Below are 13,231 nucleotides of genomic sequence, written 5' to 3' on the forward strand. Positions count from 1 at the left end.
TTCGCGTTGAACACGGCTTCACTCTAGCGGCGCACACTGTGCGAACGCGGTTGCACTTGTAAGGCTGTCTCACATGCGGCCCAGTCCCGGCCAGTCTCCCCGTGCATGCCGATGACACCCGCAAAGCCTTATGGCAAAAGGGTTTGCAGGAATGTGACGTAGGCGGCCGAAAGATGTCTGACGGGTCAGCGGCAGGTAATGTGGCGTTACATCGGAAATGAGTCCTGCAAAGATTCGGCGATGTCCGAGGCGGTTGGTGGCCGATGTCATATCCATTTGCGAGGGTGCCTCGCACGCCCTGGCTGCGCCTGTCATCGCAAGCGACGTCCGGGACGTTCTCCGCAGAAACGGGTACGCTTCGAGCATGCCGGATGCGTTGCCGGTTCCCCGTGGCGGTGCGTGGACCGCGCCATCGGGGGTGGCGGCGCGATGTCGAACGCCCCACGATGCGTCATCGCACCCGCCGAATATCCCAAAGTACGTGCCGGAGCGATGGCACGAAGCTTGCGCCAGTCTATTTGCCGTATTCCCGGAGGGAGGACGTCATGCCGGTCATGTTCATCGTGCTGGTTCTGCAGGCACTTGAAGGGCTGAGCCCGCTTACCGTGCCCCAGTTCGCACGGGCAAGGTTCGACGATGGCGCGGCCGATGCCGTAGCGGTCATCGAGCGCACGCAGTCGCCCTAGCCGCGCGCCGGCGCGCCGGTTCTCCGGGAAACACCATCCACACCAGACCGGAGCAACCGACATGAATCGCCAGGACGTGACCGACCTCATCATCGAAGCCAAGGTAACGCGCGGCATCTCGTGGGCCCAGGTGGCCGACCGCGTGGGCAAAAGCAAGGAATGGACGACCGCCGCCTGCCTGGGCCAGATGACCTTCGACGAGGCCGGCGCGCGCGCCGTGATGGAGATCTTCGACCTGCCCGCCGAGGCAGAGCCGTGGCTGCGAACCGTTCCCTACAAAGGCTCTCTGCCGACGCAAGTACCCACTGACCCGCTGATCTACCGGTTCTATGAACTGATCAGCGTGTACGGCACCACGTTCAAGGCGTTGATCAACGAGGAATTCGGCGACGGCATCATGAGCGCCATTGATTTCCGGATGGACCTGCAGCGCGAGGCCGATCCTAACGGAGACCGCGTGCGGATCGAGATGTCCGGGAAGTTCCTGCCTTACAAGACCTACTGAAGCCCTGGGGGGCGGCCGCCTTGCGCGGCCTTGCCCCATTGCCGGCGCAAGGCCGGCCCCGATTCAGCCGAAGTATTCCTGGTAGTAGCGCGCGCACGTGCCCGTCGGGCGGAACGTGTACGGCAGTTCGGCCATGGCGGCCGCTTCCAGCGAACCAAACGGGATGTCGAGATCGGCCTCGGTGCGATCGGCCACGTCGTCAGGGCGGGAGATGTGTTGCGGATTCACGATAACGCTCACTCAGTCGGGGGCGGCTTGTGGGCCGCCGCGTTGCACGGGATTGGTCGTCGGGCGGAATTTGTCGCCCCGCAGCAATCCTACGGAACGATCGCGCCGAGATCATCGGGCGGACGCTGAAAAGACTGTTCCAGTTCGCGGATCAATCGCCAGCGCCTATCGCCCTCATAGCGGCGTATGCGCAACAAACCGCGCAGCCGGGCTGCCGCGACACGGACAGAGAAAATCCCCCGCCGCCCGCACGCCCGGCGTCTATAGTGGCTGTGGAACGCGCCGCAAGCGATTCGTAAGCGGTTATTCACTTTCATGCCATCTGATGCGGGAGCCCGCCATGAGCCTGCCGCCCTGCTTTGCCGACCGCCGCGAGGCGGGCCAGTATCTGGGCCGCCGCCTGGTCGAACTGGGCTATGCGCGTCGTGCCGACGGCGATCCGCCGCTGGTGCTGGCCTTGCCGCGCGGCGGTGTCCCGGTCGCCCACGAGGTGGCGATGGCGCTCGAGGGCAAGCTGGACATCCTGCTAGTCCGCAAGATCGGCGCAGCGGGCTACCCCGAACTGGCGCTCGGTGCCGTGGTGGAGGGGGATGACAGCGGCCACGGCCCGCATACGGTCATCAACGACGACCCCTGGGTGCAGCGGGCGGTGGAATCGGGCGCCTTCGATGCCGAACGCGGACGGCAGCTTGGCGAGATCTGCCGTCGCCAGCAGCGTTATCGCCAGGGGCGCCCTGTGGTGGCAATGGCAGGCCGATGCGTGATCGTGGTCGATGATGGCGTGGCGACGGGCGCGACGATGCGTGCCGCGCTCGATGCCGCGCGCATGGCGCGGGCGGCTCGTATCGTGGCCGCCGTGCCGGTGGGTTCCGCGCAGGGGCTCGACACGCTGCGCGAAGTCGCCGACGAAGTCGTCTGCCTCAACACGCCCGCCAGCTTCGGCGCGGTCGGTGCGTTCTATCTCGATTTCACCCAGACGTCCGACGACGAGGCCATGACGCTGCTGCGCGAGGCCCAGTGCGCGTCCACGCTGCCGCACCCGGCGGCACGCCCCCGTGGCGATCTGCCGCTCAGGGACGGCCCGTTTGCCCGCTGAGGCGCACTTTCAGGTGAGGTACCAGGCCCCCCGCATGCAGCAGGGCGCGCAGGAAGTCGGGCACCGGCTCGCATGCCACGCGGGAGCCGTCCTCCAGCCGCACGTTCGCGCCGTCGAGATCGAATGAGACGCGCGTGGCATCGATTAGCGCATCGGCCTGCTGGCAGACCAGCACGGGCAGGCCGATGTTGATCGCATTCCGGTAGAACAGGCCCGCGAACGACCGGGCCAGTACGGCGGCCACGCCCAGATGCCGGAGCGCCTGCGCGGCCTGCTCGCGCGACGATCCCATACCGAAATTCGTACCCGCCACCACGATGTCGCCCGGCCGGACATGCGTGGGAAAGTCCGCACGCAGGTTCTCCAGGCAATGGCGCGCCAGTTCGTCGAGGCCGGACTTCATGTACGGACCGGGCGCCATGGCGTCGGTATCGACATCGTCGCCAAAGCGCCAGATGCGTCCTGCGGGCGGATGGGAGAAATCGGGCGCAACGGTCATGCGAGCAGCGTCCGGGGGTCGGTGATCCTGCCGGTGACGGCGGTGGCCGCTACGGTCATCGGCGATGCCAGCCAGACCGCGCTGCCGGCGTCGCCCATGCGGCCCGCGAAATTGCGTGCGGTCGAGGCTATCGCCCGGCTGCCGGCCGGAAAGCGGCTGGCGCCGTAGCCGGCGCAGGCGTTGCATGCGTTCGGCAGCAGTTCGGCGCCGGCATCCAGCAGCGCGCCGAGCGTGCCTTCGTGCAGGGCCAGCTGCTGGTCGCGCGCCGACGCCGGCGCCACGCGCAGCGACATGCCCGCGGCCACCTTGCGCCCGCGCAGCACGCTTGCCGCCATGCGCAGGTCTTCGAGCTTGGCGCCGGTACACGCGCCGATATAGGCGATGTCGATCGCCTGACCTGCAGCCTCCGTCACCGGCGCGCCATTGGCCGGGCTGTGCGGCGCGGCCACATACGGCACGAGCGCCGTGGCGTCGAAGCGATGCGTCAGCAGCACCGGCGCATCGGCATCGCTGCGCCACTGGCGCGGGTCGATGGCCGCCAGCGTTGCCGTGGCCACACCGGCCTGCGCCAGCCACGCCATGGTCGTGGCATCGGGCGCGATCAGTCCCGTCTGCGCACCCAGTTCGGTACTCATGTTGGTGAGCGTCATGCGCTCCTGCATCGGCATGGCGGCAATCGCCGTGCCGGTGAACTCGATGGCCTCGTAGCGGCCGCCGGCCAGGCCCAGCGTGGCGCACAGGAACAGCATGATGTCCTTGGCGCAGACACCCTCGGCCAGTTTGCCGTGCCAGTCCAGGCGGATGGTCTGCGGCACGCGCAGCCAGATTTCGCCCGTGGCCAGTACCCCGGCCATTTCCGTGGCGCCCACGCCGAACATGTACGCGCCAAAGGCGCCGCCGGTGGGACTGTGGCTGTCGCCACCGACGATGAAGCGGCCCGGCAGCACGAAGCCCCGCTCGGGCAGCACCAGATGGCAGATGCCCTGGTTGTCGATCAGATGGGGGATGCCGGCCTCGCGCACCCAGTCGCGCGTGAAGCGCACGATGGCTTCGGCATCGGGGTCCGCCGCGGGTACATAGTGGTCGGTGACCACGACATAGCGCGATGGGTCCCACACCCGGGCGCCCAGTTCCCGCAACAGCGGCGCCACGCGGCGCGGCCCACTGGAGTCGTGCGACATCGCCAGGTCGACCTTGCACATCACGATGCTGCCCGGTGTGACATGGGCCGTGCCGGCCGCGCGCGCAACGAGTTTTTGCGCGAGCGTCGCGGGCAGCTGCAGGGGGTCGACGGCGTTGCCGCTGGACAGGGTCATTCCGGCTGGGCTCCGGAGTACTTCACCACCGTGGCCCAGCGTTTGACGTCCTGCTTCACGAAACTGGCGAATTCGGCGGGCGGCATGGCGCTGGGCTGCGCACCGTCGTTTTCCAGACGCTTGCGCACGGCCGGCTGTTCCAGGCCATGGCGTGCTGCCTGATAGATCGTCTGTGTGATCTCGGGCGGCAGGTTGGCCGGACCGAACAGGCCGAACCAGGCGCTCGACTCAAAGCCCTTCACGGTCGCGCCGATCGGCTGCACGCCGGGAAACTGCGGTAGCGGCGTGGGGCTGGTCACGCCCAGCACCTTGAGCTTGCCGGCCTTGACATGCTGCGCCACGTTGATGGTGCTGGCGAACATCAGGTCCACCTGGCCGGCCAGCAGATCGGTGATGGCGGGGGTGGTGCCCTTGTACGGAATATTGACGATGTACGTGCCCGTCATCATCTTGAACATGTCGCCGGCCAGATGCACCGACGAGCCCACTGACCCGATGCCGAAATTGAGCTTGCCGGGTTCGGCGCGTGCCAGCCTGATCAGTTCGGGAATGTTGTTGGCGGGCAGCTTCGGCGTGGCCACCAGCACGCTTGGCACATTGGCCACCAGCGTGATCGGCGTGAAGTCCGCGACCGGATCGAACGGCAGCTTCTTGTACAGCGACGCGTTGATCGTATGGCTGGTGAAACTCATGAGCAGCGTGGTGCCGTCGGCCGGGCTCTTGGCCACCATGTCGGCGGCGATGTTGCCGCCGGCGCCGGGACGGTTCTCGACCACCACGGGCTGGTCAAGCGTCTGCGAGAGTTCCTGCGCGATGGTGCGGGCCAGTGTGTCGGTGGTGCCGCCGGCGGGAGCGCCCACCAGAATGCGGATCGGCTTGCCGCCGGCAATGGCCGCATGGGCTGCCGGCACTGCCAGCAACGATGCCAGGGCCAGCAGCGCAAGCGCGCGGCGGCGGCCTGGTCGGGTGGGGGTGCGGGCCGGATGATGCGCGCCCGGGCGAATGACTGGCATGACAAAGGCTCCTCGCAGTGTGATCTGGAGTGCGCAGTATGGCCCGAAATGTCTGGCCCGGAAAAGGCTTTGGGGCGCAGGGATATCCCTGCGCCGCGATCAGTCGCGCAGGCCGGTGCGGGTTTCGTTTTCCACCCACACGTTCGCGCTGTCGCCGCCGCCCATGGGGGACAGTTCCATCCGGTACTCATAGCGGTCGGGACGATACTGGCCCATCAGCAGCTGCACCGGGCGCCCCGCCTTGTCCAGCACCACACGGCGTACCGCCAGCAGCGCGCCGCCCACGGGGACGTCGAGCAGCGGTGCCACGACGACATCGGCCAGGCGCGCGGTCAGCACCTGCGACGCGCGTCCCAGCTCGACACCGGCGGCTTCCAGCAGGCGCAGCATCGGCGTGGACTCCAGGTCCTTGCGCGCCAGCGGGCGGCCCAGGTCGGCAGGCAGGTACGTCGTGATGTGCGACAGTGGCCGGCTCTTGTAGTGGCGCACGCGCACGATCTTGATGACGGGGTCGCCCGCCTGGATCTGCAGTGCCTCGGCCACTTCTGGCGTGGCATGCACTTCGTCGATCGAGATGACCTTGACCGCCGTCTTCTCGCCCATGTCGATGATGGTGCCGAGCAGGCTGGTGACACGTTCCTCGGCGGCCTGGGGCTTGACCGGGTGCGGGTTCACGAAGGTGCCCAGACCGCGGTGCCGGCGGACCAGGCCTTCCTGCACCAGGCGGTCGAACACGCGACGCATCGTCACGCGCGACGCATGGAACTGTTTGGCGAGGTCGATCTCGCCAGGCAGCGGACCCTGGCCGAAACGGCCTTCCACGATCTGCTGGCGGAGCACCACGTAAATCTGGTGATACAGGGGGACGACGGCTTCACTCATGGTTTGCCCTGGCGAATGCGCTAACAAGTGTTGACGCGACTAATGTACTGTAAATCAGACATAGAGCCTAGCATGAAACACCGCTGCGGCGGCCCGGCTACTGTGTTACGACACATTTAAAGGAGGCGGCCGTCGCAGCATCCAGGTTCCGCAAGAAACGCTGCCTGATCCATGCGATTCCCCCGCGTGCAGATCGCCTGTCCGGGCACCCCGCGGGCACCCTGTCCCATGTGCCGCCGCATGGATGACCTCTCGGAACCCCGTGGATCGCCGCAACCGCTTGGAGCGGCGTACAGATCATCGCCGGGCGCCTGTTTCATGGCCGTTACGCCGCGTGGCCATGCGGGTTGGCGGGAAGGTGCGCGCTAACTCATTGAATGGAGGCCGGTTTTCGGCGGGGTGTTGGCTGTTGGCCGACTACCGGCCGGAACCCGTGTCACAGCCCTGTGACATGTCTACTGCCAAGCACAGGCCCGCGCGGGCCGATAGGCGCGAATCCGTCCTGAAAGTTCCTTCCAGAGCGTCCGGCAGCCGTTGTATTTCAACGGAATTCTGCCATGTGCTTGCGGGCTGGCACTGAATATGCGCAAGGGGAGGCTGGTCTGGTCACCGTGCCGGACCTGAACCTCCAGCCGATGTTCTCGAGAGCGCCGGCCGGAGGCTGAGCCGCAGTACAAACTTCCTGGGAGCTTCGTATGAAAAAGACTTTACTTGCGTCGGCGATTACCCTGGTTTTTGCAGGCACGGCCTGGGCGAATCCGACGAACAACAACACCACCGGAGGCGGAAACGATCAGACGGCCACGGCGACTTCCACGCAGTCCGGACCGGGAAACCACGCCAACGAGAATTCCACTGCGACTCAGGACAACTCCGACCGTAGCACCTCCACCAGCACCGATACACGGACGGCAACGCTGACGTCGAACCGGACGTCCACCCGGACGTCGACCGCCACGAACTCGCGCAACCGTACCGACCAGGACATGTCCGGCTACGGTAACGCGGCTGCCGCCAACGGCAGCTCCGCTACCGCCAACTTCACCAACTCGTTCAACAGCAGCCGGGCCCTGGCCCTCAGCAGGCTGAGCGGCACGGTGTCAGGCAATGCCATCTCCAACATTGGCAACTACGCCACGAACAGCGGTGGCGCCAACGGCGCGACCGGCGGCGCAGGCGGAAATGGTACGGGCGGCACGGGCCAAGGCGGCTCGGGCGGCAATGGCGGCAATGGCGGCGCCAGCGGCAATGGCGGCGCTGGCGGCAGCGGCGGTGCGGCGAACAACGGCAGCGCCACGGCGGGTGCCGCAAGCAATGGCAGCTCGACGGCTGGCACCGGCGGCGCCGGCGGCGCGGCGTCCGGCTTTGGCGGCGCCGGCAGCGGCGGCCGCGGCTATGGCGGCGATGCCCTGTCGGCCAGCCTCAGTGCTGGCGGCCGTGGCGGTTCTGCCCTGGGCGCGGGCGGCAGCGCAGGCTCCGGGTCGCGTGGCGGCGCGGGCGGCGACGGTGGCTCGGCTCGTGGCAGCGGCGGCTCCGGCCTGGGTGGCGGTCTGGGCGCAGGCCTGGGCGGCGGCCTGGGTGCTGGCGGCAGCAGCGGCTCATCGAACCAGTCGAATGACCGTGGCGCAGGCAATGCGGGCACCGGCACGGCAACGGCCGGCGCTGGCGGCCTGGGTTCCGGCACCGGTACGGGCTCCGGCACTGGCACTGGCACGGGCACGGGCGCAACCGGCACGGGCACGGGCGGTGCAGGCGCGGCAGGCGGCGCCGCAGCGGCGACGGCAAGCGCCGGTGCGGGCACTGGCACGGGCGGCGCTGGCGGTACTGGCACCGCGACGGCAGGCGCCTCCACGGGCGGTGCCGGCTCGGGTACCGGCGGCAACGGCGGTGCGCAAACCAGCCTAGCCGGCAACGGCGGCGCGGGCGGTACTGCCACCAACGGTGGTGCATCGACCTCGGCCTCGAATGGCAGCGCCACGGCCGGCAACGGCGCCGTGGGCGCCACCTCGGGTGCTGGCGGTGTGGGCGGTGCTGGCGGTGTTGGCCAGGGCGGCACGGGCGGTACCGGCAACGGTGCGGTCGGTGGCGCTGGCGGCTCTGGCGGTACCAACTATGTCGATGCCGGTACCTTCAACATGTCCAACGCCATGACCAGTGTCGGTCAATCGGCCGCGGGCATCATGATCGCCAACCAGAACAGCGGCATGGCATCGCTGGTGCAACAAAGCGTCAATGTGCAGGCCAACATGCAAGTTGGGAAGTAAGCCGTCCTGACGCGTGGTCTGTGCCGCTCCGCACGGAGCGGCACGGCCCGCCAGGATCGAATGACAGGACAGCGCGGCGCGGCGGTTGCGTTTGCGCTGTCATGTCGAAAGCCTGCAGGTCCGAAGTCATGGTCCGGATGGGGGCCATGTCCACGGAGCACGAGGGGAGACGCACCATGCGATCGCATCGCGCAACTGTCGTGACACTCTCGACAGTCTTACTGGCCTGGCCGTTCATGCAGGCCAATGCAGGGCCGCCCGGCGCCGAGGCTTCCGCCACGGCCGTAGCGGTCGCAAGCCGTGACACGGGCGCAGCCACGGCAGTGGCCGGCGCGGTGGCCAGTGTGTCGGCGACAGCGCCGTCCACAGGTCCGAAACTGAACATATTTGGCACGTCCGCAGCTGCCGTGGCGACCGAGAAACTCGACGATGTGCGCGGTGGCGCCGAAGTGGTGGTCAACGACATGCGGCTGCATGGCACGGTTGGCGACAACGCGGCCATCAACACATTCTCCGGCAGCAATATCGTGTCGGAAGGATCGTTCTCGAACGCTTCGGGCTTGCCGACCGTGATCCAGAACACGGGCAACAACGTACTGATCCAGAACGCGACCATTCTTAACGTCCAGTTCAAATGATCATGCGCAGCCTGCTGTGTAAGACCGCTTGCGCGATGGCGGTGCTGGGCGGCATTGCGGCCGCCCACGCCGACACGATCCGCGTGCCGGGCGACCAGGGCAACTCGTACTACGTGCCGGTCACCAGCCTGCGCGAGGCGCGTTTCCGGACCACGATCCGCCAGCAGTACGACTTCAGCTGCGGCTCGGCGGCAGTGGCCACGCTATTGACGTACCAGTACAACGTGCCGACGTCGGAGCAGACGGTCTTCGCCAACATGTACGTCAACGGCGACCAGGCGAAGATCCGCGCCGAGGGCTTTTCGCTGCTCGACATGAAGCGGTTCCTGGAGTCGCGCGGCTTCCAGGCCGACGGCTACGAAATGCCGCTGTCGAAACTGGAGGAGGCGCAGATTCCGGCGATCGTGCTGATCGTCGAGAACGGCTATCACCACTTCGTCGTCGTGAAGGGCGTCAAGGGCGACCGTGTCCTGATTGGCGATCCGGCGCGCGGCACGCGTGCGCTGGAGCGCGCGCACTTCGAACAGATCTGGGACAGCAGCCTGCTGTTCGTGATCCACAACCGCACCGAGCAGGCGCGATTCAACATGGCCGCGGACTGGCGTGTCGCGCCGAGCGGCCCTTACTGGATGGGAGTACCCCGAGACAACCTGTTCTTCACCGTCATGCCCAAGCATGGCGCCTCTGATTTTTGAGCTGAGGAACATCATGGCCCAGACAAGCAATTCCAACGCGCCCAGACGCACAGCCGGTCAAGCCACCGCTGCCGTGCTGCTTGGCGCGGGCCTGGCCTGCGCTGGCAATGCGCATGCCGGCGCCGGCGCGCTGGCCACGGAAACGGAACACACCGATGTCGTGGAGAACGCCGCCGTGGCGATTCCGACCGCGATCGACATGGTCGCGCCGCCGGCCGCCACCGAACTGGCGGCACTGGCGCCACTGGCTGAACCCGCGGCCGATTCGCCTTCCGTGGTGGCCCGATTGCCGGGCGTGCCGACTGTTCCGGACCATGTCGCCGCCAGGGCAGCATCCGTCTCCGAACCCGTTTCAGAACCTGTAGTGGTCGCAGCGGTCGCCGAAGCGCCTGCGCGAGTGGTTCCGGTCGACAAGGCCAGCGTGGCCCGGCATCACCCCCCTGAGGATCCGCTCGCGGTGGCCATGACACTGGCCGGGCGGGATCCCGGTGCGCTGGTGGCCGATGCGCGCAAGCAGATGGCCAAGTGGAAGCCGGTCGCGCAGGCGCGGCTTGAAGAGTCACGCGGCGGCTTCGATGCCGGGGGCCTGCAGGTGGGCTTCGGCATCGATCGCGCAGTGTTCGTCAACGGCGCGCTGGCGGTGTCCACCAGCATCACCATTCCCGATGTCAGCAGCATCACCGCCGCGCAGGCCAGCCAGCTGGCCCAGGCGCTGGGGCAGGTGACCGTGGCGGTGACGGCGGCCAACAGCGCGGCCAACGCCGCCGTGGCCGCCGCCGGACGAGCCGGACAACCCGCCGTGGCCGCCGCCCAGGGCGCGGCAGCCAACGCGCAGGGTGCGGCAGGCACGGCCAGCAGCACGGCCAGCGCCGCGGCCACGGGCGCCTCGAGCATGGCGGCCGGGGCGGCGGGCGTGGCGCAGCAGGCCGTGGCCAATGCAACGGGCACGGTGGTGACCAACGGGTTGCTGACGGTGATCCAGAACGGCGCCGGCAATACGGCCAACCTCGGTGCGGTATCGAACATGCCCGGGACTGTGATCCAGAATAATCTCAACAACCAGAATATCCAAAGCCTGATGACGCTCAACGCAAGCGTGAATACCCTGGCCGCATTCCGTACACAAATGGCCAACACCGCGCTGAACAGCGTTCTTCAAAGGTCAGCCGCAATGAGGTAGTCGCGTGTAGTCATGAACAGGCGCGGGCCCCGCAGTATGCCCGCAGCCCCGGGGGAGGAAGACGTCATGAAGAAGCGTTCACTGCAGGGCATCGGTTATGCCGGATGCTCGATGCTGCTGTTGGGTGGCATGGCCCAGGCCCAGACGCCGCCCGATGCGGGGCCGCCGGCCGCCGCCAGGCTTGAATTGCTGCAAAAGGAACTGGCGGCCCAGGCCCGGCAGCTGGAGGAAATGAAGCGGGCGCTGGCCGAACAGCAGGCCACGATCCGCGAACTGCGCCGCACCGTCGACAGCGAGACGCTGCAGCGCAAGCGCGGCGGGCAGGGTGCCGGCGTGACGGGCGGCAACATGGCGACCAACGCCGCCGCCGCGGGCGCGGCAGCCAGCGCCACGCAGATCAACAACACGGCACAGCAAGGCGTGCAGGCCCAGCAGGCCCCGGAAGCCGCGCCGCCTGACGCGCCGCCGCAGGGCCAGGCCGCGCAGCCCGGCGAATCGGCCGCGGGGATCGAGGAGCCCGTGGGCAAGCCGCCGGAGCGCGACACGCGTCCGCCGGAGATCGCGCCGATCTTCGACCAGCCTGGCGTGCTGACGCCCGCCGGCAAGATCATCGTCGAACCCAGCCTCCAGTACGGCTATTCGTCCAGCGACCGTGTGGCGCTGGTTGGCTACACGGTGATCCCCGCCATCCTGATCGGGCTGGTCGATGTGCGCCAGGTCAAGACGTCCACGTACGTCGGCGCGCTGGCCTTCCGCTACGGCATCACCAAGCGGCTTGAAATCGAAGCCAAGATTCCGTACGTGCATGCGAGCAGCGACACCGTCAGCCGCGAGGTGTTCACCGGCACCGCCGTGGACAACGTGTTCAATTCCAGCGGCAGCGGGCTGGGCGACGTGGAAGCGACGCTGCGCTACCAGCTCAACTACGGCAACGAGAAGATGCCGTTCTTCATCGGCTGGCTGCGCTACAAGTCGAACACGGGCCGCGATCCGTTCGAGGTGGTGACCGACTGCGTGACCCGCTGCGTGAGCAACACCACGGGTACCGGGCTGCCGCTGGGCATGCCGACCGGCACGGGCTTCCAGGCGATCCAGCCCGGCGTGACGTGGCTGCTGCCGACCGACCCCGCGGTGTTCTTCGGCACCTTCAGCTACCTGCACAACTTTGCGCGCGACAACGTCAGCCGCACGGTGCTCAATGGCCAGACCGAGAACCTGGGCAAGATCGCGCCGGGGGACATCTTCCAGTTCAACTTCGGCATGGGCCTGTCGCTCAACGAGCATGCGTCGTTCTCGATCGGCTACGACCAGAGCATCATCTGGCCAACCAAGCAGAACGGCCAGACCGTGCCGGGGTCGGTGCGCATTACGCAGGGCACGCTGCTGGTGGGCTATTCGTACCGCTTCAACAACCGCTACACGCTGAACCTTTCGGTGGGCGCGGGCCTGACGCGCGACACGCCCGATCTCACTGTGACGGTGCGCCTGCCGATCACATTCTGAACGCATGATGCGGCGCGAGGTGACGCCCGGAATTCTTCCGGCGCGCCTCGTGCGCAAGTCAGCCGTTCGGTACCTTGCACAGTCCTTGCGGAGAGAGTAGAACGAAACGAAACCGTCCCAGACGGATGACCCGGACACCGGGGCGGCCTGACAGAGGAGGCAAGTCATGCGCAAACGGATCTTCTGGTTGTTGCCCGACCTGGCAAGCGCGCGCCGTACCATGGACGACCTGCTGCTGGCCCGTATCGAGAACAGTCACATCCACTTCGTCGGCCGCGATGGCGCGGACATGACCGGCCTGCACGAAGCGAACCTGTTCCAGACCTCGGACATCGTGCACGCGGCGGAAATGGGCCTGATGGTGGGCGGTGGCGTCGGTATCGTGGCCGGGGTCGTGGTGGCGATGTTCCCGATCGTCAGCGATACGCCGCAATGGGGCCTGGTCGGTGTGCTCGCCGTGCTGGGCGCGGTGTTCGGTGCCTGGGCCGCCAGCATGATCGGCAGTTCGGCGCCCAACAGCCGGCTGCGAGGCTTCGAGAAGGACATCGAGGCCGGCAGGCTCTTGCTGATGGTGGACGTGCCGCGCGGCCGCGTGGAAGAAATCGAGGCGCTGCTGCAGAGGGCCCATCCGGAAGCCCGTTTCGCGGGGCTCGATCCCGCGGTGCCAGCCTTCCCCTGATCCGTACGCCGGCAGCCGGACGCGCCGTGTCCGGGCTGCCATCCCGA

General features: G+C 67.5%; 14 protein-coding genes. 9 read left to right on the forward strand and 5 right to left on the reverse strand.

What is annotated here, in order from left to right:
* Positions 1-545: 545 nt before the first annotated feature.
* Together D9X30_RS17780 and cynS are read left to right on the forward strand one after the other, a co-directional pair.
* Complete coding sequence (locus D9X30_RS17780; RefSeq protein WP_153948684.1) at positions 546-686, forward strand: hypothetical protein; 141 nt, start codon at positions 546-548, stop codon at positions 684-686.
* A 61-nt stretch (positions 687-747) separates the two neighbouring features.
* Complete coding sequence (gene cynS, locus D9X30_RS17785; protein WP_066737728.1) at positions 748-1,191, forward strand: cyanase; 444 nt, start codon at positions 748-750, stop codon at positions 1,189-1,191.
* Positions 1,192-1,254: 63 nt separating this feature from the next.
* Here the strand turns inward: cynS and D9X30_RS17790 are convergent, their stop codons facing one another.
* Complete coding sequence (locus tag D9X30_RS17790) at positions 1,255-1,419, reverse strand: hypothetical protein (protein ID WP_194946549.1); 165 nt, start codon at positions 1,417-1,419, stop codon at positions 1,255-1,257.
* Positions 1,420-1,759: 340 nt separating this feature from the next.
* Between D9X30_RS17790 and D9X30_RS17795 the strand changes: the two genes are divergently transcribed.
* Positions 1,760-2,515, forward strand: coding sequence for a phosphoribosyltransferase (locus D9X30_RS17795; RefSeq protein WP_153948683.1), 756 nt, complete (start codon positions 1,760-1,762; stop codon positions 2,513-2,515).
* Here the strand turns inward: D9X30_RS17795 and D9X30_RS17800 are convergent.
* The 4 genes from D9X30_RS17800 to D9X30_RS17815 form a co-directional block, all read right to left on the reverse strand.
* Positions 2,490-3,014 (reverse strand): LeuD/DmdB family oxidoreductase small subunit, encoded by a 525-nt coding sequence (locus D9X30_RS17800; protein ID WP_153948682.1) that lies wholly within the window; start codon positions 3,012-3,014, stop codon positions 2,490-2,492. The two genes, D9X30_RS17795 and D9X30_RS17800, sit on opposite strands and share 26 nt — an antisense overlap.
* Entirely contained in the window at positions 3,011-4,330 is a 1,320-nt protein-coding gene (locus D9X30_RS17805) for a 3-isopropylmalate dehydratase large subunit (protein WP_153948681.1), read from the reverse strand. Before D9X30_RS17805 ends, D9X30_RS17800 begins: the two co-directional genes overlap by 4 nt.
* On the reverse strand, positions 4,327-5,343 hold the full coding sequence (locus tag D9X30_RS17810) for a tripartite tricarboxylate transporter substrate binding protein (RefSeq protein WP_153948680.1): 1,017 nt from the start codon (positions 5,341-5,343) through the stop codon (positions 4,327-4,329). Before D9X30_RS17810 ends, D9X30_RS17805 begins: the two co-directional genes overlap by 4 nt.
* 99 nt (positions 5,344-5,442) lie before the next feature.
* The gene (locus D9X30_RS17815; RefSeq protein WP_153948679.1) at positions 5,443-6,225 is read right to left on the reverse strand and encodes a GntR family transcriptional regulator; all 783 of its coding nucleotides are present in this window, start codon (positions 6,223-6,225) and stop codon (positions 5,443-5,445) included.
* A gap of 695 nt (positions 6,226-6,920) precedes the next feature.
* Between D9X30_RS17815 and D9X30_RS17820 the strand changes: the two genes are divergently transcribed.
* From D9X30_RS17820 to D9X30_RS17845, 6 genes are all read left to right on the forward strand, one after another.
* Positions 6,921-8,489, forward strand: coding sequence for a hypothetical protein (locus D9X30_RS17820; protein WP_153948678.1), 1,569 nt, complete (start codon positions 6,921-6,923; stop codon positions 8,487-8,489).
* Between the two features lie 176 nt (positions 8,490-8,665).
* The gene (locus D9X30_RS17825) at positions 8,666-9,127 is read left to right on the forward strand and encodes a hypothetical protein (protein WP_153948677.1); all 462 of its coding nucleotides are present in this window, start codon (positions 8,666-8,668) and stop codon (positions 9,125-9,127) included.
* Complete coding sequence (locus tag D9X30_RS17830; protein ID WP_153948676.1) at positions 9,124-9,822, forward strand: C39 family peptidase; 699 nt, start codon at positions 9,124-9,126, stop codon at positions 9,820-9,822. The genes D9X30_RS17825 and D9X30_RS17830 overlap by 4 nt, the downstream gene beginning before the upstream one ends.
* 13 nt (positions 9,823-9,835) lie before the next feature.
* Complete coding sequence (locus D9X30_RS29720; protein WP_153948675.1) at positions 9,836-11,002, forward strand: hypothetical protein; 1,167 nt, start codon at positions 9,836-9,838, stop codon at positions 11,000-11,002.
* A 66-nt stretch (positions 11,003-11,068) separates the two neighbouring features.
* Positions 11,069-12,505, forward strand: coding sequence for an acetate kinase (locus tag D9X30_RS17840; RefSeq protein ID WP_153948674.1), 1,437 nt, complete (start codon positions 11,069-11,071; stop codon positions 12,503-12,505).
* A 166-nt stretch (positions 12,506-12,671) separates the two neighbouring features.
* Positions 12,672-13,184 (forward strand): DUF1269 domain-containing protein, encoded by a 513-nt coding sequence (locus D9X30_RS17845; RefSeq protein WP_153948673.1) that lies wholly within the window; start codon positions 12,672-12,674, stop codon positions 13,182-13,184.
* The last annotated feature ends 47 nt before the right edge of the window (positions 13,185-13,231 follow it).

This window comes from Cupriavidus sp. U2, assembly GCF_009663685.2.
Taxonomy (GTDB): Bacteria; Pseudomonadota; Gammaproteobacteria; order Burkholderiales; family Burkholderiaceae; genus Cupriavidus; species Cupriavidus necator_C.